Source organism: Streptomyces sp. NBC_00335 (genome assembly GCF_036127095.1).
Classification (GTDB): Bacteria; Actinomycetota; Actinomycetes; order Streptomycetales; family Streptomycetaceae; genus Streptomyces.
The window spans coordinates 148470-167890 of sequence record NZ_CP108007.1 but is presented as its reverse complement, the minus strand read 5'-3'; the positions used below and the strand labels follow the sequence as shown (position 1 = coordinate 167890).

19 protein-coding genes are annotated in these 19421 nt (G+C 73.9%); 14 read left to right on the top strand and 5 right to left on the bottom strand.

The genetic code is table 11. From position 1 onward, the window contains the following. Window positions 1-110: 110 nt before the first annotated feature. Window positions 111-2423 carry a TOMM precursor leader peptide-binding protein gene (locus OHA37_RS40175; protein WP_266914423.1) on the bottom strand — a complete coding sequence of 771 codons (2313 nt, stop codon included), beginning with the start codon at window positions 2421-2423 and terminating at the stop codon, window positions 111-113. After that, complete coding sequence (locus tag OHA37_RS40170; protein WP_266914421.1) at window positions 2420-2692, bottom strand: hypothetical protein; 273 nt, start codon at window positions 2690-2692, stop codon at window positions 2420-2422. The genes OHA37_RS40175 and OHA37_RS40170 overlap by 4 nt, the downstream gene beginning before the upstream one ends. Before the next feature lie 238 nt (window positions 2693-2930). Here OHA37_RS40170 and OHA37_RS40165 point away from each other — a divergent pair, with 238 nt between their 5' ends. Then, window positions 2931-3758, top strand: coding sequence for an AfsR/SARP family transcriptional regulator (locus OHA37_RS40165; RefSeq protein WP_266914419.1), 828 nt, complete (start codon window positions 2931-2933; stop codon window positions 3756-3758). Between the two features lie 165 nt (window positions 3759-3923). Here the strand turns inward: OHA37_RS40165 and OHA37_RS40160 are convergent, their stop codons facing one another. Beyond that, window positions 3924-4763 carry an aminotransferase class IV gene (locus tag OHA37_RS40160; RefSeq protein ID WP_266914417.1) on the bottom strand — a complete coding sequence of 280 codons (840 nt, stop codon included), beginning with the start codon at window positions 4761-4763 and terminating at the stop codon, window positions 3924-3926. Between the two features lie 38 nt (window positions 4764-4801). Further along, the gene (gene pabB / locus OHA37_RS40155; protein ID WP_266914637.1) at window positions 4802-6970 is read right to left on the bottom strand and encodes an aminodeoxychorismate synthase component I; all 2169 of its coding nucleotides are present in this window, start codon (window positions 6968-6970) and stop codon (window positions 4802-4804) included. Window positions 6971-7413: 443 nt separating this feature from the next. On the opposite strand from pabB, the gene OHA37_RS40150 reads away from it, so the two are divergent. Beyond that, window positions 7414-8850, top strand: coding sequence for a class I adenylate-forming enzyme family protein (locus OHA37_RS40150; RefSeq protein ID WP_443046368.1), 1437 nt, complete (start codon window positions 7414-7416; stop codon window positions 8848-8850). A gap of 23 nt (window positions 8851-8873) precedes the next feature. Here the strand turns inward: OHA37_RS40150 and OHA37_RS40145 are convergent, their stop codons facing one another. Beyond that, window positions 8874-9521, bottom strand: a complete 648-nt coding sequence (locus tag OHA37_RS40145; protein ID WP_266914413.1) for a 4'-phosphopantetheinyl transferase family protein — start codon at window positions 9519-9521, stop codon at window positions 8874-8876. A gap of 75 nt (window positions 9522-9596) precedes the next feature. Here OHA37_RS40145 and OHA37_RS40140 point away from each other — a divergent pair, with 75 nt between their 5' ends. From OHA37_RS40140 to OHA37_RS40085, 12 genes are all read left to right on the top strand, one after another. Further along, entirely contained in the window at window positions 9597-9869 is a 273-nt protein-coding gene (locus OHA37_RS40140) for an acyl carrier protein (RefSeq protein WP_266914411.1), read from the top strand. Continuing rightward, entirely contained in the window at window positions 9866-10123 is a 258-nt protein-coding gene (locus tag OHA37_RS40135; RefSeq protein WP_266914409.1) for an acyl carrier protein, read from the top strand. The genes OHA37_RS40140 and OHA37_RS40135 overlap by 4 nt, the downstream gene beginning before the upstream one ends. Continuing rightward, the gene (locus OHA37_RS40130) at window positions 10120-11256 is read left to right on the top strand and encodes a beta-ketoacyl-[acyl-carrier-protein] synthase family protein (RefSeq protein WP_266914407.1); all 1137 of its coding nucleotides are present in this window, start codon (window positions 10120-10122) and stop codon (window positions 11254-11256) included. The genes OHA37_RS40135 and OHA37_RS40130 overlap by 4 nt, the downstream gene beginning before the upstream one ends. Next, on the top strand, window positions 11253-11927 hold the full coding sequence (locus tag OHA37_RS40125) for a beta-ketoacyl synthase chain length factor (protein ID WP_266914405.1): 675 nt from the start codon (window positions 11253-11255) through the stop codon (window positions 11925-11927). Before OHA37_RS40130 ends, OHA37_RS40125 begins: the two co-directional genes overlap by 4 nt. After that, entirely contained in the window at window positions 11924-13189 is a 1266-nt protein-coding gene (locus OHA37_RS40120; protein WP_266914403.1) for a beta-ketoacyl-[acyl-carrier-protein] synthase family protein, read from the top strand. Before OHA37_RS40125 ends, OHA37_RS40120 begins: the two co-directional genes overlap by 4 nt. A gap of 145 nt (window positions 13190-13334) precedes the next feature. Continuing rightward, window positions 13335-13940: an L-2-amino-thiazoline-4-carboxylic acid hydrolase gene (locus OHA37_RS40115; protein WP_266914401.1), complete on the top strand. Its 606-nt coding sequence runs from the start codon at window positions 13335-13337 to the stop codon at window positions 13938-13940. Beyond that, on the top strand, window positions 13937-15574 hold the full coding sequence (locus OHA37_RS40110) for an AMP-binding protein (protein ID WP_266914400.1): 1638 nt from the start codon (window positions 13937-13939) through the stop codon (window positions 15572-15574). Before OHA37_RS40115 ends, OHA37_RS40110 begins: the two co-directional genes overlap by 4 nt. Continuing rightward, complete coding sequence (locus tag OHA37_RS40105; RefSeq protein WP_266914399.1) at window positions 15571-16662, top strand: hypothetical protein; 1092 nt, start codon at window positions 15571-15573, stop codon at window positions 16660-16662. The genes OHA37_RS40110 and OHA37_RS40105 overlap by 4 nt, the downstream gene beginning before the upstream one ends. A gap of 18 nt (window positions 16663-16680) precedes the next feature. Further along, window positions 16681-17571, top strand: coding sequence for a diiron oxygenase (locus OHA37_RS40100; protein ID WP_266914398.1), 891 nt, complete (start codon window positions 16681-16683; stop codon window positions 17569-17571). Continuing rightward, window positions 17568-17828, top strand: coding sequence for an acyl carrier protein (locus OHA37_RS40095; RefSeq protein ID WP_266914397.1), 261 nt, complete (start codon window positions 17568-17570; stop codon window positions 17826-17828). The genes OHA37_RS40100 and OHA37_RS40095 overlap by 4 nt, the downstream gene beginning before the upstream one ends. Further along, window positions 17815-18681 (top strand): aminoacyl--tRNA ligase-related protein, encoded by an 867-nt coding sequence (locus OHA37_RS40090; RefSeq protein WP_266914396.1) that lies wholly within the window; start codon window positions 17815-17817, stop codon window positions 18679-18681. The genes OHA37_RS40095 and OHA37_RS40090 overlap by 14 nt, the downstream gene beginning before the upstream one ends. After that, complete coding sequence (locus tag OHA37_RS40085) at window positions 18678-19418, top strand: 4'-phosphopantetheinyl transferase family protein (RefSeq protein ID WP_266914395.1); 741 nt, start codon at window positions 18678-18680, stop codon at window positions 19416-19418. Before OHA37_RS40090 ends, OHA37_RS40085 begins: the two co-directional genes overlap by 4 nt. Window positions 19419-19421: the final 3 nt, after the last annotated feature.

Sequence of the window (19421 nt, the reverse complement as noted above, 5' to 3'; positions counted from 1 at the left end):
GCACTATATGCCGAGCCCGCCGAAGATCGGAGCGGTAGCAGAGAGCTGATCTACAAGGGCTTCTACCGGGACAACTACAGGCACATCCACGGGGGCTTCCGCGGCCCCGTCTACAGGGGTAGCGGAACCTCGTTGAGTTCACGGAATGCGGTGGCGGTATTCCGCTGACCGACATTCACCGGTACGTCGAAGAGCCGTCCGGGCGCGAACCTGGCGTAAAACGGGCGCAGTCCGGGCACCAGGGTCTTGACCACGGGTATGCCCACGTCGGGCCGGGTCTGGTCGAGGACCAGCAGTTCCATCCCGTGCGACTCCAGCAGGGTCCGCAGGTGCCGGACGTCGTCGAGGAGGTCCGCGTTGCGTCCGGCGTACCGCCAGGACGCGGGGGTCCGCGGCGACTGCGCCGGGTCCGCGAGGAGCTGCGGCTGTCCGGGCAGGGCCGTACCGGAACCTCCGGGGGCCGGCAGCATCTGCACCATCTCGGTGAGCGCCCTGCGCAGCGCGAGCCGGGGGTCGAGATGGGCTCCGAAGCCGTAGACGTACTCGTCCGCGGGGCCGCCGGTGCGCCGGGAGACGGCCGCCACGACGGGGATGCCGAGGTCGGAGGTGAGGTCGAGGGCCCAGACCTGGTGGCCGGCCCGGTCGAGCGCCGATCTGGTCTGCGCCAGCCAGGGTTCGTCGAAGGAGTCCAGGTCGACGCCGGGCAGGCGCAGCCGGTTGTACCACCACAGCGCCACGGCGTCCCGCTCGACGAGTTCGAGCACGCCCTGGACCACGGCGTCCTCCGGGCTGCCGCCGGCGGCGTTGCCGTTGGAGTCGGCCCACAGGCCGTCCCGGGAGGCGCCGGCGCCCGTGTCGAAGTAGAGGGTGGAGGTGGGCAGCATCCGGTGGGCGCCGGCGGTGAGCGACCACACGGGTGTCCAGTCGGTCGCGGCGGCGGGGTCGAAGGGCCGGCTCACCCGGTGGAAGGGCGGCTGCAGGGCGTTCCAGCGCTCCCGGTCGGCGTACTGCCGCTCGTCGAACAGCTGGTAGGTGTTGGGGTGGACGGCCGCGGAGCCCAGCCCCGTCAGCGAGTCCCGGATGACCAGCTCGTCGCCCTGGCGGGCGGCGCTGTACCGTTCCGCCGCCTCGCACAGCGCGCTCGCCCGGGCCTCGGTGGCGGTCGCCCCCTTGCCTCCGCTGCGGGCCCGCAGGACCTGGTGGACCCCGGCCAGCGAGTGCCCGCGCAGGGCGAGGTTGTGGCCGGAGTCGTAGGCGTGCAGCCCGTCGGGCAGTCCCGGGACCGGGCGGACGTTCGTCACGATGCCGGTGACCGGGCTGATCAGGTGGCGGTTCTCGATGAGGATGCCCTCGGCGCAGACGGCCCGGTCGTTGCTGCCGGTGCCCTCCGCCTTCGGCCGGGAGGCCAGGGCGAGCGGCCGCGCCGTCCGCCGGGCGACCAGCGAGGGGTCGCCGCAGTCGGGGCACTGCGGCCGGCGCAGCACGGTGTGGTGGGCGGTGCTCAGGTTGAGGCTGTCCAGGACGCACACCGAGCGCTGCTCCGGGTAGCGCAGTCCCGCGAGCCACTTGGACAGCTCCAGCACCGCGCACTGCAGACCCAGGGACCGTACGGCCGAGAGGGTCGGGGCGGGTCTGGGCGCCGGTCCGTCCAGGCCCAGGGCGCGCTGTACGGGGAGTTCCCCGGCGCGGTGCTCGGAGAGCCGGTGGGCCAGGCAGGACCAGCAGGGCCCGCCGGGCCCACCGGGTCCGCCGGGCCCGTCGGGTCCGTCGGGTCCGTTGGGTCCGTCGGTGGCCGGCGAGAAGAACGGGCCGGTCCAGGGATCGGCGCCGAACGGCCGGGCCAGCAGCCAGGTCCGGCCCTGCTGGCGCAGCCGCCCGGCGACGGCCCTCAGCCCGGGGTCCAGGTAGTCCGCGCAGACCACCAGGGCCAGCGGGGTCTCGGCGTGCTCGTCCACGGCGTTGAGCCCGGAGGCGGCGCAGGCGGCGCGGGCCGCGTCGGCGTCGACCCCGCCCACCGGTATCACCGCGACGGGCGCCGTGCCCACCTCGGCCGTCGCCTCGTACCCGTCGAGGCCCGCCCGGTCCCAGTAGGCCTGGGCCAGGGCGGTGTCCCCGCCGGCCGGGGCGGCGCCGGCGGTGTCGGCTCCGCCGTGTCGGTACCCGACCAGATTGGCTTGTGCGAGGCTCCGCAGGGCCCGTCCCACCTCGGCGACCGGCATGGTCGCCGAGGCGGCGCGGAGTAACGCGTCCAGCGTGTGGCTGCCGTCCAGCAGCGGGACGAGGCTCTCTATCCCGGCTCCGCGCAGGACGGTGACGCCCTGGTCGGACAGGACGAACGCGGCCTCGCCGGGGACCGCTTCGGCCCGTACGTGGCGCTTGAAGGCCACGAAGGGGCCCGCCTGGGGCTCCGGTGGGGGCGTCATGCCGCGACCCGGAGGTCGGACTGGTCGGCGACGTTGCCGGTGGTGCAGGTGCTGCACCGCAGGCAGATGGACATCGAACCGGTGACGGCGGCGCTCAGATCATCGATGGAGAGGGTCGCGCCGGACGTCCAGTCCACTCCCTGGGCTTCGAGTCCGAACTCCAGCAGTACGCCTGCCGGGTCGGTGTCGAAGCGCTGTCCGAGCTTGGGTTCGAGAGCGGTGCGGGCGGCGAGTTCCGCGAAGCGGAAGAGTTCCTGGGCCACGTTCATGACTTCCCCCTGAAACCAACGGTGCTGCACTGGTGTCTGCCTGGGACGAGAGTCTGGAGGGGGACCTCACGGAGCCGGCAGTGCCACATTCACCGGACGCGTATGACATTTTCATGATTCACCTCGTGCGTACCTCACTGGGCCGCCCGGGGGCTGTGCTGCGAGGCTGGTCGCCTGACTCCGAAGGGGTCGTCGCAGGGTCTTTCCGGCGGCCGTGGCCCGATGAGGGAGAGCACAGATGGAGATCAAGGTACTCGGGTCGCTCACTGCCCAGGAGCGCGGCGTCTCGGTGGTTCCGACCGCTACGAAGCCCCGTCAACTGCTGGCCCTGCTCGCCCTGCACGCCGGCCGGGTCGTCACCGTGCCGACGCTGATGGAGGAGATCTGGGGCGAGCACATCCCCCGCAGCGCCACCACGACGCTGCAGACGTACATCCTCCAGCTGCGCCGGAAGATCGGCACCGCCCTGGAGCGGGACCCGGCGCTCGACGCCAAGGAGGTCCTGGTCACCCGGTTCGGCGGCTACCTGCTCCAGGTGCCGCCCGGCCAGGTCGACGCCCACGAGTTCGAGCGGCTCGCGGGGCAGGGCCGGGCCGCCTACGACATCGGCGACTACCGTGCCGCCTCCGATCTGCTCGGCCGCTCGCTGGCGCTGTGGCAGGGCCCGGCGCTGGTCGACGTACGGGCGGGCTCGATCCTCGAACTGGAGGTGCTCCAGCTCAACGAGGAGCGCACGGCCGCCCTGGAGCGGCGCATCGAGGCCGACATCCGGCTCGGCCGCTGCGCCGAGGTGATCCCCGAACTGCGGGTGCTGGCGGCCCGTCATCCGCTCCACGAGGGGTTCTGCGGGCAGCTGATGCGCGCCCTGCACCGCTCGGGCGGCGGCTGGCGCGCGCTGGAGGCCTACCAGAAGCTGCGGGCCTCCCTCGTACGGGAACTGGGGCTGGAGCCGTCCGCTCCGCTCCAGCAGCTGCACCAGGCCGTGCTATCCGGCGATCTGGCCCGGACCGATCCGGCCGGCTCGACGATCCCCCGCCGGCTCCAGCCGATCGCGGCGGCCGAATAGCCTCGGAGCCGAATTCCCGCCCGGCTCCGCCGGAAAAGGCAATGCGACGACCGCTCCCGCTGGTCCGGTCCTTTCTCCGAAAGGGCAATCGGCACCTGCGAACGGCATGTGCGCGGCGAAAGCCGCCGCCGCGTCGTGGGACGGCGGCGGTCGCCCGCGGCGGGATCAGCCCGGAAGCGGGGTACCGAGCCCGTCCAGCCAGCTCTGCCAGGCAGCGGCGCGCAGCGGGGCGCCGGCCGGGAGCGAGCCGCCCGTCCAGGCGGTGACGGGGCGCAGGCCGTGGAGGGCGTTGGCCACCCAGACCTCGCGTCCGGCGAGCGCGGAGAGCCTGCGCCGGACGGGCCGTACGCGCACGCCCGTGCGCGCCGCCCGGTCGAGCAGCAGCGAGGCGGTGACCCCGGGGAGCACGGGGAGGTCGGCGGGCGGGTGGCACAGGACGTCCTCCTCCCACCACAGGAGCGAGGAGTTGGCCGCTTCGAGCACCACCCCGTCCGCGGTGACCAGGAGCGCCTCGTCGGCGTCCGCGGCCGTGGCCCGGGAGCGGACCTCCGCCAGGGCGCCCAGGTCCGGCCCCTTGTGACGGGGCGTCCGGCGCGGGTCGCAGACGGCGAGCCCCCAGACCCTGGCCGTCTTGGTGCGCGCGGGGGCGGGGCGCAGCCGGTACAGCAGGCGGTGGCCGCCGGGCAGGACCGTGTCCGGGGACGCCTGCGCGGGCGCGGTGTCGAGCTCCACGCGCGGGAACCAGTGGCCGGCCTCCCGGGGCAGCAGGGCCGCCATCGCGGTCCAGAAGGCGTCCAGGACCGGGCCGGGCACGCCGGCGGTCCCGGCGCAGGTGGCGGTGAAGCGGCGGCGGTGCCGGTCCAGGGCGCGGACCCGGCCGTCGGCGACCAGCCAGGAGTCCGCGGCGAGGAGCGGGCCCGGGGCGTGGGCCGCGGGGACCTCGCGCAGGGCCCCGTACGCGGTGAGCACGAAGAGGCGGTCGGCGCGGCCGGGTTCGGCGGGCACCGTCGGCCGGGTGGTTCCCGTCCGCCGGGACGGCGCGGTCAACGGGACGCCGCGGACTCGGCGGAGGCCGCACCGTCCCGGCCGGGGAAGCCCCTGCCGAGGAGGCGGAGCAGCGGGGTCGTCTTGGTGATGGTCTCCTCGTACTCGTCGGCGGGGTCGGAGAGGGCGACGATGGCGCCCCCGACGCCGTAGCGGATGCCCTCCTCGGTCACGACGGCGGTGCGGATGACGATGCTGAGGTCGGCGCCGCCGCACAGGGAGAAGTAGCCGATCGCCCCGGAGTACACGCCGCGCGGGCCCTCCTCCAGTTCGTCGATGATCTGCATGGTGCGGATCTTGGGGGCGCCCGTCATCGAACCGCCCGGGAACGCCGTGCGCACGCACTCCACGGCGCTCACCCCGGGACGCATGGTGGCCCGTACGGTGCTGACGAGCTGGTGGACCGTCGCGAAGGTCTCCACGTCGAACAGCTTGGGCACGTGGACCGAGCCGACCTCCGCGCACCGGCCGAGGTCGTTGCGGACCAGGTCGACGATCATCAGGTTCTCGGAGCGGTCCTTCTCGTTGGTCCGCAGATCGGCCCGCAGCGCCTCGTCCTCCTCGGCGGTGGCGCCGCGCGGCCGGGTGCCCTTGATCGGCTTGGACTCGGCCAGCCCCTCGGCGGTGACGCGCAGGAACCGCTCCGGCGAGGTGCTGAGGACGGCCAGCTCCCCGAAGAGGAGCAGCGAGGCGAAGGGCGCCGGGCTGGTGCGGCGCAGGAAGCGGTACCCCTCCCAGGGGTCCACCTTCGCCTCGCTGTGCAGCTCGTTGGTGAGGCAGACCTCGTAGGTCTCGCCAGCGGCGATGTCCTCCTGGCTGCGCCGGATGCGCTCCAGGTAGGCGTCCCGGTCGTGGCGCAGGCTCAGGTCGCCGGCGTCCACGGGCTGCGCGGGCAGGTCGGGGTCCGCCGTCCGGCCGGCGAGGGCGCGCAGCCGTCCGGCGGTGGTACGGAGCCACGCGCGGGCGGAGGCGTCTTGGGCGAGGGCCTCGGGGCCGTCGGCGTCGGGGTCCGCGGGGGCCAGGGCGAGCAGGTGCGTGGTGCCGGTCAGGTGGTCGAAGGCCAGGGCGCGGGCGGCGAACACCATCGTGGCGTCGGGCTGGCGAGAGCGGTGGACGACCGGTCCGGCCCCGCACTGCGCCTTGAGTTCGTACCCGAGGTACCCCACCCAGCCGAGGGCGAAGTTGCAGGGGTTCTCGGACCGGTCGGGCAGGTCCACCCGCAGGGACTTGAGGTCCTCGTCGATCCAGTCGAAGAAGGGGCGCCGCTCGATCCGCGCGCTGCGGACGCCCTCGCGCTCGGACACGACGGTGACGGTGCCGGCCGCGACGTCGGCCGTGGCCACGCGGGCCAGGTCGCCCGAGGCGTCCCCCATGATCGAGAAGCGGCCCGTGGCGCCGTCGCTGCGGCTGCTGTCGAGCCAGAAGGCGTGGTTCCCGCCGCGCAGCAGCTCGTCGAAGACGATCTCGGGGTCCCAGCGCGTCGGCAGCCGCTCGGTGAGGACGCGCAGGTGCCGGCTCGGGGCGGGCCGGGCGGGCCCGGGCGCGGGTACGGCGGGGGCGAGGGGCCGTGCCGCGGGGTGCTCCTCCTGCCAGCGGGCCGTGAGATCGCGGAAGTTGCGCATCATCAGCAGTCCGTGCTCGCTGCTGATCGACTCCGGGTGGAACTGCACGCCCCACAGCGGGCGTTCGCGGTGGCGCAGGCCCATGAGGATGCCGCCCGGCGCCCACGCGGTGGCCTCGAAGACGTCCTCGGGCAGATCGTCCACGGTGAGGGAGTGGTAGCGCACGACGTCGAAGGGCGAGGGGATCCCGGCGAAGAGGTCCGTGCCGGAGTGTTCCACGGGGGAGACCCGCCCGTGCCGGGGCTCGGGGGCGCGCCGGACGGAGCCGCCGCCCAGGTGGGCTATGCCCTGGTGGCCGAGGCACACGCCGAGGACCGGGCGGTCCGCCGCGCGGACGATCTCGGTGCAGATGCCGAAGTCCTCCGGGCGTTCGGGGGTGCCGGGTCCGGGAGACAGGACGACGTTGTCGAACCCTTCCAGGTGGCTGATTTTCCACCCCGGCTCGTCGTTGCGGATGACGACGGGCTCCTGCCCGTTGGCCTCCGCCAGGAGGTGGAACAGATTGAAGGTGAAGGAGTCGTAGTTGTCCACCAGGAGAGTGCGCATGCTCACCTCACGAGGTCAGGGCGGGGCGGATTCGACAGCCCGACCCGATAGAAAGATCTGATGACTGAATTCCGGACGGAAGACGCAGCCCGGGAAAGATCGCCTCGATGGAGATGGCGCGGGCGCTGCAGCCGGTCAATGGAAACCGACCCTGGGCTCCCGATTCCCCGCGAGGGAAATCGGGGAAATGAATGATCTCCCCGTTCAACACGGGCAGACCCTACAGGGAGTCCATGTTCAGTCAAACATTTTCCGCACCGCGCAACCTGCCCTGCAAGGCAACTCAGGAGTAGGAATTCGCAATTCCGCAAGAATGCTGTCGCGCTTTTCATATGACGCTTGACAGTCCCTGAGGGGTCGTTTCTATTATGCGGAACTGCTGAGCCAGCCAGGGTGAATCAGCAGCGCGACGGGGCAGTGCGACGGGGAGATGTTTGTTCGTGATCAGCGATTTCGGGGGCCCCGGGCCCGGGACAACGGATCCGGAACAGCACGACGGAAACTGGGTCGACGAGCTGCTCCTGCACGCCGGCCACGACGAGGCCGAGCCCGCGGTGCACATCGGCGAACGGCTGGATCGCGCCGGTTTCCGCCGCGAGGTGGGAACCCGCCACACGGAGCTGGGACGGGCCGGACTGCGCCGCGGCGGATCGGTGGCGCTCCAGCTGCCCCCGTCGCTCGCGCTGCTCACCCATCTGCTGGCCGCCTGGCGGACCGGGGCCCAGGTGATCCTGCTCGACCACCGGCTGACCGCCCACGAGAGCGAGCGAGCGCTGCGGCGGACCGCCCCCCAGTTCCTCGTCCGGCCGGCCGGACCGGTGCGCCTCGGCGTCCTGCGCGGCTTCCACGCGGTCGACGCCGTGGTCGAGCCGTACCCCGGGGGGCTCCCGGCCGCGAGCGGGCACGCGCTCGTCCAGCTCAGCTCGGGTTCCACCGGCCCCTCCAAGGTGATCGGGCGCACGGCCGCGGACCTCGTCGCCGAGGTCCACCGCTACACCCTGATCCCCGGCATGCCCCGGCGCGGCGAGCGCATCGTGGTCCTCAACTCCCTCATCCACGCGATGGGGCTGATGGCGGGGATCCTGCACAGTCTGCACGCGGGCGTCGAGATCGTGCTGCCGGAGCGGATGAGCGCCGACGGGATCCTCGCCGCCGTGGCCGCGCGGACCGCGCCGACCGTGATCACGGGCGTGCCGTTCCACGCGCAGCTGCTCGCCTCGGTCTCCGCTCCCCCGCCGCTGCCGCATCTGGTCCGGGCGATATCCGCCGGCGAATCGGTCCGGCCCGGGGTCGCCGAGGCGTTCGCCGCGCGGTACTCCGTACCGCTGGGCGAGGTGTACGGGATGACGGAGACGGGCGTCATCGCGGCCGACCTGTCCGGGGCCTCCCGGCCCGCCACGGGGCACACGGCTCCGGGCATCGAGGCGAAGCTCGTGGACGGCGAACTCCTGGTACGGCTCCCCGCCAGCCCGTACCTGGGTCCGGCCGGCCCCGGCCGCTGGGCGGACGGCTGGCTGCGCACCCACGACGCCGGGACGCTCGACCCGAAGACCGGGCTGATGGCCGTCCTCGGCCGGCTCGACTCCCAGGTGTCGGTCGGCGGGCTCAAGGTCGACCTCACCGAGGTCGAGTGGGCCCTGTCCGAACTGCCCGGCGTGCGCGAGGCGGTGGTGGTCCACGACGGGGCCATCGAGGCCTACGCGGTCCTCGGCGAGGAGGTCACCACGCGTGCCGTGGAGAGCCTGCTCGCCGAGCGGGTGGCCGGCTTCAAGCTGCCGCGCCGCATCCACGCGCTGGCCGCGCTGCCCCGGACGACCACCGGGAAGCCGGTACGGGACCCGGCCGCGCTGCGGGCCGCGGCCGCCCTGGAAGGGGCGTGAACCCCGTGGCCCCGCGCCGGACTTCAGCCGTCCACGCGGGTGACGGACACCTCTGCGCCCTCGGTCCCCGGGCCACCGGCCACGCACAGCACGTAGCCCTCGGGACCGTCGGGAACGGCGCTGGTCAGGCCCGCGCCCGGGAAGATCTCCCGCAGGGTCACCGGACGCCCGGCGGGCTGCTGCGGCAGGCCGGCGGCGGGCAGCGGAACCGGCCCCAGTCGGCCTCCGCCGGCCAGCCCGGTGCCGAGCACCTTGCCCAGCGCCTCCTTGTGCGTCCAGACCCACAGCAGGGCGCGGGCCCGCAGGTCGGGTGCGTGCCCCTCGATCCAGCGGACGTCCTCCTCGCCGAACCAGCGCCGGGCGAGGGCGACCGCCGGGAGCTCGCGGGCCGGCTCCACGTCCACGCCCACGTCTCCGCCGGTGCAGACCGCCACCGCGGTCAGGCCGCGGGTGTGGCTCACGCTCACGTTCACCCGTACCGGCGGCCGCGACCCGTGGTCCCGGGCGCCGGGCCGTGACACCACGTAGGGCCGTCCGCCCGGCTCCCGGGCCACGGCCAGGCCCTCGGGCCGGACGCCCAGCACCGCCGCCGCGGCCCGCCGCAGCAGCGCGTGCGCGTGCCTGCGCTGGTCACCGACCGGGACCGCGAGCCACACCTCTACACGGGACACCGAATCCCCCACTCGTCCCCGGTGCCCGGACAAGTCCTGAACACCCATACGAACACTGATACAAGGAGCCGGCTCATGAGCAACCCCGTGCGCGCCTTCGTAGTGAACACCCTCGAAACCATGAACCTCGACACGGCCGGGGTCGGCGACGACACCCCCATCGGGGACGACGGCCTGGAGCTGGAGTCGCTGACCACCGCCGAACTCGTCATGCAGGTCGAGGAGGAGTACGGGGTCAAGTTCACCGACGAGGACGTCGAGGCCCTGCAGACCATGACCCTCGGCGCCTTCGTCTCCCAGGTCGAGCAGCGCCGGACCCAGGTCGCGGCCCAGGCCGGCCCGGCGTGAGCGGCCGGTCCCCCGCCCCCGGCCGCCCGGAGGTGATCGCCCTGCTCGCCCAGCACGACGAGTGCGCCCCGGGCGACGTGGGCGAGCGGATCGACTCCCTGCAGCTGGCCTGGCTGGTGCACGTGGTCGAGGAGCGGTACGGCATACGGATCGACCTCGACGAGGAGCTGGAGGCCATGGACACGGTCGACGGCGCCGTGGCGGTACTGGCGGGCGCGCCGGCCGCCTCCGTACCGGGCGGGAGCGCCTCGTGACCGGGGCGGACCGGGCGGTCGTCGTCACCGGGCTCGGCGTCACCAGCGCCTTCGGCCGCGGCGAGGAGGCCCTCGGGCGGGGACTGGCCGCCTCCCGGGCGGCGTTCGGCCCGGTCGGGCGCTTCGCCACGGACCGGTACCGCACGGGCGTCGCCGCCGTACTGCCGGGCGCGCCCGACCTGGACGAGGAGCTGCGCCGGGTCGTGGACGAGGCCTGCGAGCAGGCCGGTCTGTCGCCGGCCGAGCGCGCGCAGGCTCCGCTCCTGCTGGGCCGGCACACCGATCCGGCCGTGGCCCGCCGGCCACTGGCCGTGCAGGGCAAGTCGGCGATCTCGGACACCGCGGCCGAACTGGCGCGGGCCTGCGGGCTGCTCGGCGCGGCCCGGACCTACACCAACGCCTGTGTGGCCGCCAGCACGGCGGTCTCCGAGGCGGCCGTACGGATCCGCACCGGCCGCCAGGACCGCGTGGTCGTCTCCGCGGGCTACCTCGTGGACGAGGACAACTTCGCGCTGTTCTCCGCCGGCCGGGCGCTCTCCCCCGACGGCGTCCTGCGCTCCTTCAGCTCCGGCCGCAAGGGCCTGCTGCTCGGCGACGGCGTCGGCGCGGTGGTCCTGGAGTCCGCGCGGGCCGCCGCCGCCCGCGGAGCCCGGCCGCTCGCCGTCCTGTCCGGCTGGGGCCTGGCCGGCGACGCCCACCACGTGTGCCGGCCGCACCCCGAGGGCCTCGGCATGGCCCGGGCCATCGGCGCCGCGCTGGACCGGGCCGGGCTGACGCCCGCGGACATCGGCTACGTCAACGCCCACGGCACCGGCACGCCCGCCAACGACTCCTCGGAGAGCGCGGCCCTGCGCCTCGCCCTCGGGGACGCGGTCGACGGCATCCCGGTGAGCTCCACGAAGTCCCTCCACGGGCACAGTCTGGAGGCGTCCGGGATGCTCGAACTCGCCGTCACCCTGCTGGTCCTGCGCAGCGGGGAACTCCCCGTCAACGCGGGGCACTTGGGTCCCGACGACGACTGCCGCCTGGACCTGGTCCTCGGCTCGCCCCGCCGGGTCTCCCCCCGGCACGTCCTCAGCCTGAACGCCGCTTTCGGCGGGGCCAACACCGCATTGGTGGTGAGCGCGCCATGACCCCTTCCCCCCTCCCCTCCGCCACCCTTTCCACCCGCTCCGAGGCAGCCGCGGAGGTCCTCGCGGAGGGCGCCTGGCCGGTCCCGGGCGACCCCGAACTGCCGGTGCCGCTGGCCGGTTTCGCCGTGTCCTCCTTCAGCCCGATGGCCTCGGCCGCCGCCGACCGCTGCCTGGAGCAGGTCCACGGAGCTCCCGGCGCGGTGGAGCCCGGCGGCGGGCCGGCCGGTCCCGGCGAGGAGGAGCGCGTACGGCGGGCCGGGCGCACGGCGATCGTGCTGGCCTCCCGGGGCGGCGACCTGGAGACCCACACGGCGACCGCGGTCGCCGTGGACGCCGGCCGGCCCGCGGCGCCCCTGCTGTTCTTCCAGTCCGTGCCCAACGCGGTGGTCGGCCACATCGCCAAGCGCTGGGGGCTGCGTGGTCCGGTGATCTGCTTCAGCCCCGACGCGGCGGGCGCCGATCCGCTGGGCGAAGCCCTGGACGTCGCCCGCTTCCTGGCCAACGGGGGCGACGCCGACGAGGCGCTGCTGCTGCTCGTGGAGCAGGTCGGCCCGGACGGCGCGTCGGCGAGCGCCCGCGCCCTGCTCGTACGGTCCGTGCCGGACGCCTCGCCGGACGGCTCGTCCGACGCCTCGTCCGACGCCTCGCCCGACGCCGGGGAGGCATCGTGAGGAGCGGGCTCCGGGAGCAGTACGACGTCTGGGTCACCGGGATCGGGCTGGTCACCCCGCTGGGGATCGGCGTACCGGCCTTCGTCGACGGGCTCGCGGCCCAGCGCTCGGGGCTGCGCCGCCTGGAGGGGGAGGTGTGGGCCGCGACCGGCGCCGACGTGGCCGGGGTGGCCCCCGAGATCTCCGCCCTGGACCTGTTGCCGCGCACCGAGGCGCGGTCGGTCGACCGGTTCGTGCTCATGGCGCTGGCCGCAGCCGACGAGGCGCTCGGCGACGCGAAGCTGACGGTGGGCCAGGACGTGGCGGCGGACCGGGTGGCGGTGGTGGTCTCCACCGGCGCCGGCGGGCTCGCGACCTACGAGGAGCAGGCCGTGGCCCGCGCCTCCCGGGGCCGGGCCGCGGTCAGCCCGTACCTCCTTCCCGGCATGCTCCCCAACATGGCGGCGGCCCGCATCGCCATCCGCCACGGCGTCCGCGGACTCAGCAGCTCCATCGCCACGGCCTGCGCGGCGGGGGCGATGTCGGTGGCCGAGGGCCTGCGGCTGATCCGCGAGGGCACCGCGGACGTGGTGATCTGCGGGGGCACCGACACCGCGCTCGCCCCCTCCGTGGCCACCTCCTTCGGCAACGCCCGCGCCCTGGCCCGCGCCGGTACGGGTGATCCGGCGGCGGCCAGCCGCCCGTTCGACCTGGACCGCAGCGGCTTCGTCCTGGCCGAGGGCGCCGGGATCCTCGTCCTGGAGCGGGCCGCCCACGCCCGCGCCCGTTCGGCGCACGCCTACGGGCGGGTGCTGGGCTGGGGCGCGACCAGCGACGCCCACCACCCGACCTCGCCCCGGCCCGACGGCGAGGGCGCGGCGGACGCCATGCGGCGCGCGCTGGCGGACGCGGGGCTCTCGCCCCGGGACATCGGCTACGTCAACGCCCACGGGACCGGCACCAAGGTCGGCGACCTGGCCGAGGCGCGGGCCGTCCGCGCGGTGTTCGGCGAGGACGGGCCGCCGGTCAGCTCGGTCAAGGGCGCCATCGGCCATCTCCTGGGCGCGGCGGGCGCGGTGGAGGCGGCGGCGACCGTACTCGCCCTGCACCACCGGAGCCTCCCGGCGACGGCCAACCTCGACCGGCCGGACCCGGAGTGCGCACTCGACCACGTACGCGGCGCGCCCCGCGCGGCGGCGCCCGAGGCGGCGGTGTCCAACTCCTTCGCCTTCGGCGGCCACAACGTGAGCCTCGTGCTCGGCAAGGCCCCGGAGGCGGTCTGACGGCCCGCCGGGCCGGTGAAGAGACCGCTCCCGCACCGGAAGCGCCCGAAGCAACCGGAGCCACAGCAACCACAGCAACCACCGGAACCACCGGAACCACCGCACCAGCCGAATCCGCCCCTCCCTCCCGAAGGACGAGGACACCGTGACCCCTTCCGCCTCCCCGGCACCCGTACCGGCAGGCCCCGGCGAGCCCTCCGCCGACCTGCTGCGCCAGTTCTGGTGGCTGCACGACGCCCGCTGGTACCAGGGGGTCGCGCGGCGGTTCGGCCAGGACGCGGCGAACGAGGTCAACGCGGAGGCGATGCAGTTCGTCACCCGGCGGATCGCCTCCGCCTACGCCCGGGAAGAGGGGCTGGCCCCGGGGCTCTCCGCCGCAGAGCTGGCCGGCGCGCTGACCGGCATCTCGGAGCTGATGACCGGGGACGCCGTGGAGGCCTCCAACAAGGTCACCGGCGAGGAGTCCTTCGAGACGGCGGTCACCCGCAACTTCGCCCTGGAGATGCTCGCGCGCGCCGGGACGCTGGAGGGCTACGAGTGCCCGTGCCCGCAGATGCGGGCGGGCTGGTTCGAGGGCTTGAAGACGGAGGTCAGCGACCACCGGGTGGAGTGCCTGCGCACCGGCGGCTCCGCCTGCCGCTTCCGTACGAGCACGGCGTCCGGCGCGACCGCCGCCGCGACCGCCACCACCACGACCACCACGACCACCGCCGCCCCCACCACAGCCGCCCCCGGGCAGGAGACCCCGTGACCACGCCCGACTCCGGCGCCCCCGCCGCGTACGTCACCAGCGCCATCGAGCAGTTCGCCGCCCGCGGCGGGAGCACCGCGCTGATCCACGGCGAGCGGTCCATGACCTTCGCCGAGCTCCTCTCGCTGGCCTACCGCACGGCCCGGGTCCTGCGGGACGCGGGCCTGGGCCGCGGGGACCGGCTCGTCCTGCTGGCCGCCAACCCGATCGAGATGTCGGCGGTGGGGCTGGCCGCGCACCTCCTCGGCATCAGCTACACCCCGGTGTACGCGGCCGGCGGCGAGCAGGTCGCCGAGCACATCCTGCGCGACGCCGCCCCCGCGGCCGTGATCCTCGCCTGCGCCGGGCCGATCCTGCCGGGGCCCCGGATGGCCGAACTCGCCCGCGCGGCCGGGGTGAAGCTGCTGTTCGGCCTCGGCCCCGGCGCGGACCCGGAGGTGACCGACCTGCTCGCCGAGGCCGCCCTGCGGTCGGACGCCCCGCTGGCGGTGGAAGCCCGGGAGGAGGACGTCGCCCGGGTGCTGTACACGGGCGGCACCACCGGCCTGCCCAAGGGGGTCGTGTACACCTTCGGCGCGCTGACCGCGGCCGCCGGGGCCTGGGCGGGCGCGGCGCCCCCGCCGGGGCTGCGGTTCCTGGCCATGACGCCGATGGCGCACGCCGCGGGTGCGATCGCCTGCGGGCTGCTGCGCCACCACGTGAGCGTCGAGCTGTTCGACGAGTTCGACGCGGACGTGCTGCTGGTGCGGATCGCCGAGGCCTCCGCCGAGGGCCGGCCGGTCACCACGTACCTCTACCCGCCGTACCTGTACCGGCTCCTGGACCACCCCGCCCTGGCGGACACGGACCTCTCCGGGCTCGCGGCCGTCAGCTACGGCAGCGCGCCCGTGACCCCGCACCGGCTCGCCCAGGCGGTCCGCGGCCTCGGCCCCCGGCTGCGGCAGAGCTACGCGCTGACCGAGGCCATCGCGATCACCAGCCTGGGTCCCGAGGACCACGCGGCGGCCGCCGCTTCCCGCCCCGAGCTGTTCGGCTCGGTCGGCCGCGCGGTGCCCGGGGTGTCCCTCCGGGTCACCGGCGGGGACGGCCGCGCGCTGGGGCCCCGTACGGAAGGCGCGGTCGAGGTGTCCGGGCCCACCGTGATGGCGGGCTACTGGCAGCGGCCCGGCCTGAGCGCGGAGGTGCTGCGGGACGGCTGGCTGAGCACCGGCGACCTCGGGGTGATCGACGAGGACGGCTACCTGTACCTGACCGGGCGGGCGAAGGACCTGGTCATCGTGGACGGGACCAACTGCTATCCGCAGGCCGTCGAGAACGTGCTGACGGCCCATCCGGACATCCGGCGCGCCGCCGTCATCGGGGTGCCCGACCCGCTCACGGGCGAGGCCCTGGTCGCCGTCTGTGTTTCCCGGGAGGACCCGCGGGAGGACGGCCGGCCCGGCCTCGCGGAGGAGCTGCGCGCCTCGGTGCGCGAGGCCCTGGGCGCCGCCCACGCGCCCGGGCGGTTCGAGTTCGTCCCGGACATCCCCACGGCCTCCTACGGAAAGCCCGACAAGGCGGCGCTGCGCGCCCTCTTCTCGCCCCTGACCCCGCCGAACCCGACAAGCCCGACGTCCTCCGGGAGCAACGGATGAACATCGAAGCCAAGCCGTGGACCCGCCCCGCCGCACCCCGCGGACCGGAGGGCTGGCTCGACTCGCTGCGCGACCTGCTGGTGATCCCGCCCGAGCTGCGCGACGAGTGGGTGGAGCGGGAGGCCGCGCTCGAACTGCTCCAGTGCGGGCCGGAGATCCTCGACGAGCTGCTGCGCGCCGGCCTGCCGCACGGCGGGACCCCGGGGGCCGAACGCTTCGACCGCTTCGACCTGGTGAACCTCGCGCTCTACTCCGGGTCCGGGACCTCCGTGCCCGAGAAGACGATGCGCTACGCCCTGCGCTGGATGCACGCCGATCCCGAGGCCCTGTTCCGGCCCCAGCGCTGGAACTACTCCGTCGCGCTGACCCCGCCGGCCGCCCACGGCGAGGGCGAACCGGAGCGCACCGACTGGAACCTGGCCACGCCCCACCCGGAGCTGAGCGGCGGCTGGACGGAGTCCCTGTCGATCGGGCCCGAGGGGGCCTCGCTCGGGGAGAAGGACATCACCGCGAGCGGCACGTCCGGGCTGACCGCCTCCGGGGTGCTCGTGACCTCCGGGGAGCGGCGGGAGATCGTCTCGGAGCGGCTGCGCGAGATCGTGACCTCGTACGGGCCCGACCGGTTCCGCTGGGGCCGGATGCCCGAGGAACTCCAGTGGCGCAAGGACGAGGTGCTGGCCCAGGGCTACGCCCCCTGCATCTCGGTCTGCCTGGAGCTGGCCGAACGGTGCCGGGAGGCCGGCTTCGAGGCCCGTACCCGGCGCGGCTGGATCATGGGGATGCTCGACCTCGCCCATTCGTGGCTGGAGGTCGTGGACGAGGACGGCCTGGTCAAGAACGTGGACCCGGCCTTCGTCATCCTGGCCGACCACCACGCCGAGGCCCCGCACCCGGACATCGCGCAGGCCTTCACCGGCTCGCTGCTGAACCGGCTGCTGCCCACGGAACACCATGCGGACGAACCGGTGAACGGGTACCGCCGCGGCGGCCTGTTCGCCCACCCGCGCCACCAGACCGACATCCAGCTCTCGGCGGAGCAGCCCGCTCCGCGCGAGACGGCGGGGGCCGGCAACGGCTCCGGCACCTGAGAGAGGAAGAAGAATCCGATGAGCACGCCCGTGCTGCAGGCCGACGCACAGCTGCAGTCCATACTCGACCGGCTCGTGTCGATGTCCGAGCGCGACCACTACGACCCGTACACGATGTTCGACTGGCCGGACTCGCTGCCGGAGGACCAGTACTGGATGACCCCGGAGCTGCTGTCCATCCACGGGACCAAGGTGGCCGAGTCGTTCACCGAGGAGCAGAAGTGGGCGATCAGCAAGTGGGAGAGCGTCAACTTCTACAGCCTGAACGTCGACGGCATCCGTGAGCTGATCACCGAGATCATCGCCCGGATCCACACGAAGGACTTCGCCCTCTCCTCCGAGTACTTCCACCACATGATCGGCGAGGAGAACGCGCACATGTGGTTCTTCGCCCGGTTCTGCCTGCTGTACGGCGGCAAGGTCTACCCGGACAAGGGCGTCCAGCTGGAGATGAAGTCCGAGGGCGAGTCCGCCCACTTCCTCGTCTTCGCGCGGCTGCTGCTCTTCGAAGAGGTCGTCGACTTCTTCAACAAGCGGATGGGCGACGACGACCGGCTGCACCCCACGATCCGCAAGATCAACGCGATCCACCACCAGGACGAGTCCCGGCACGTCGCCTTCGGCCGGCAGATCGTCTCGCACCTGCACCGTCAGCTGCGGGAGAAGCTGAGCACCGAGGAGCTGGCCGAGCTGGAGCTGTACCTCAAGCGGTACCTGCGCAAGTCCGTGGACGGCCTGGTGAACCCGGCGGCCTTCAAGGACGCGGGCATCGCGAACCCCTACCAGGTGCGCAACGAGGTGCTGGCCGACCCGGCCTTCCACGAGCTGGAGCGCAAGATGCTCAAGCGCTCGATGAGCTTCCTCGTGAACGAGGGCATCTTCACCGACGACGTTCTGCCGCGCTCATGAGCGGGGCAACGGAGCACAAGCCCGCCGGGTTCGACGCCGTGGTCCGGTACCTGCTGACCAAGCGGCCGGAGCTGACCTCGATCGATCCGGACCTCGACCTGGTCGAGAACCGCATCCTCGACTCCCTCGGCTTCGTCAACTTCCTCTACGTACTGGAGGAGCAGACGGGTGAAGAGATCTTGATGGAGCACGTAACGCCGTCTGATTTTCGTACGATCAACTCGATTCGAAAGAGGTTCTTCCATGAGTCCGAGTAGTCCGGAGGCCGGCCGCAGCCCTTCGACGCGCGGCGGTCTCGCGACCCTCGGGCCCGGTGCGCTGAGGCTGCGGGCCACGCTCGAAGGGGTGTTCACCGGCTGGGCGGCCGAGGTCGGCGCCGACGCGGTGCAGTACCCGCCCCTGATGCGGGTCGAGGACCTGCACAGGCTGGACTACTTCCAGAACTTCCCGCAGCTGGCCATCCTGGGAGCGGCCCTCACGGAGGAGGCCGCTCCGCAGTACGCGACGGGCGGGCCCCGCGAGGCCTCCCTGCCGGCGGGGCACCTCACGGAGGCCTCGTACGCACTGCCTTCGGCGGCCTGCTACAACGTCTACCTCGATCTGGCGGGCCGCACGCTGACGGAAGGTCCCCACAAGGTGACCACCGTCGCCACCTGCTTCCGCCGCGAGACGCACTACGACGCGCTGCGCCGGCTGCTGGGCTTCAGCATGCGGGAGATCGTGTGCGTCGGCACCCGGGACGAGGTCCTGGCCCACCTGGAACTGTTCCGGAAGAAGATCACGGGCTATCTGTCGGAGCTCGGGCTGCCGGTCGAGATCGAGGCCGCCACCGACCCCTTCTTCGACGCGAGCGCGGGACGCGCGCTGATGGCCCAGCTCTTCCCGGTCAAGGAGGAGTTCGTCTTCGACGGGTCGCTGGCCATCGGCTCGCTCAACTTCCACCGCAACTTCTTCGGCGAGCGCTGCGAGATCCGCACCGCGGACGGCGAGCCCGCCTTCACCGGTTGCGTGGCCTTCGGCCTGGAGCGCTGGATCAGCGCCCTCACCTCGCACTTCGGCCTGACCGAGGACGAGCTGGCCGACCGGGTACTGGCGACCGGCCGGCCGTGATACCGAGCGGATCGGACGGTGCGGCGGCGACCGTGGTCGCCCCGGCGGGGCGGATCGGCGCAGCGGGGCGGATCGTCCCGGCAGGGCGGATCGCCCCGGCGGGGCAGGTCGCCGCGGGCCCCGGTGTCGTACGCGCCTGGTGGGCCGACGGGCGCGGTCTGCCGGCCGCCGCGGTGGCGGAGCTGGCCGCCGCCGCGCTGGCCCCGCAGGAGCGCTCCCGGTACGACGCCGTCTCCGATCCGCTGGGCCGGGCCGAGTTCGTCCTGGCCCGGTACGTGCTGCGCAGTGTGCTGGGGCGGATGCTCGGGCGGCCGCCCGCCCGGGTGGGCCTCGCCGTGGACCGGGCCGGGCGGCCGTGGGTGACGGGCGCCCCGGGGGTGGACGTGAGCATCGCGCACGCCGCGGGTCTGGTCGCCGTCGCCGTGGGCACCGGGCTCGCGCCCCGGACCCGGGTCGGTGTGGACGTCGAGGAGGTCCGTACGGTCCCCCGCGCCGCGGAGCTGGCACGGCGGCTGTTCTCCCCCGCCGAACGCGCCCGCCTGGGCCGGGCCGCCGGCCGGACCGGGGACCTGCTGTGGCTGGACGTCTGGACCAGGCGGGAGGCGTACGTGAAGGCCGTGGGCACCGGGGTCCGCTCGCTGGCCGGGGCTCCGGACCAGGACGTCGGCCACCTCTGGCACCCGCTGCGGCTGCCGCGGGGGTTCACCGGGGGCCTGGTGGTCGTGGATCCCGGCTGACCG

Bases quoted from the DNA above. Each gene is read 5' to 3' on its own strand.
- OHA37_RS40175 (WP_266914423.1), bottom strand. From the start codon at position 2,423: ATGACGCCCCCACCGGAGCCCCAGGCGGGCCCCTTCGTGGCCTTCAAG.
- OHA37_RS40170 (WP_266914421.1), bottom strand. From the start codon at position 2,692: ATGAACGTGGCCCAGGAACTCTTCCGCTTCGCGGAACTCGCCGCCCGC.
- OHA37_RS40165 (WP_266914419.1), top strand. From the start codon at position 2,931: ATGGAGATCAAGGTACTCGGGTCGCTCACTGCCCAGGAGCGCGGCGTC.
- pabB (WP_266914637.1), bottom strand. From the start codon at position 6,970: ATGCGCACTCTCCTGGTGGACAACTACGACTCCTTCACCTTCAATCTG.
- OHA37_RS40140 (WP_266914411.1), top strand. From the start codon at position 9,597: ATGAGCAACCCCGTGCGCGCCTTCGTAGTGAACACCCTCGAAACCATG.
- OHA37_RS40125 (WP_266914405.1), top strand. From the start codon at position 11,253: ATGACCCCTTCCCCCCTCCCCTCCGCCACCCTTTCCACCCGCTCCGAG.
- OHA37_RS40105 (WP_266914399.1), top strand. From the start codon at position 15,571: ATGAACATCGAAGCCAAGCCGTGGACCCGCCCCGCCGCACCCCGCGGA.
- OHA37_RS40100 (WP_266914398.1), top strand. From the start codon at position 16,681: ATGAGCACGCCCGTGCTGCAGGCCGACGCACAGCTGCAGTCCATACTC.
- OHA37_RS40095 (WP_266914397.1), top strand. From the start codon at position 17,568: ATGAGCGGGGCAACGGAGCACAAGCCCGCCGGGTTCGACGCCGTGGTC.
- OHA37_RS40090 (WP_266914396.1), top strand. From the start codon at position 17,815: ATGAGTCCGAGTAGTCCGGAGGCCGGCCGCAGCCCTTCGACGCGCGGC.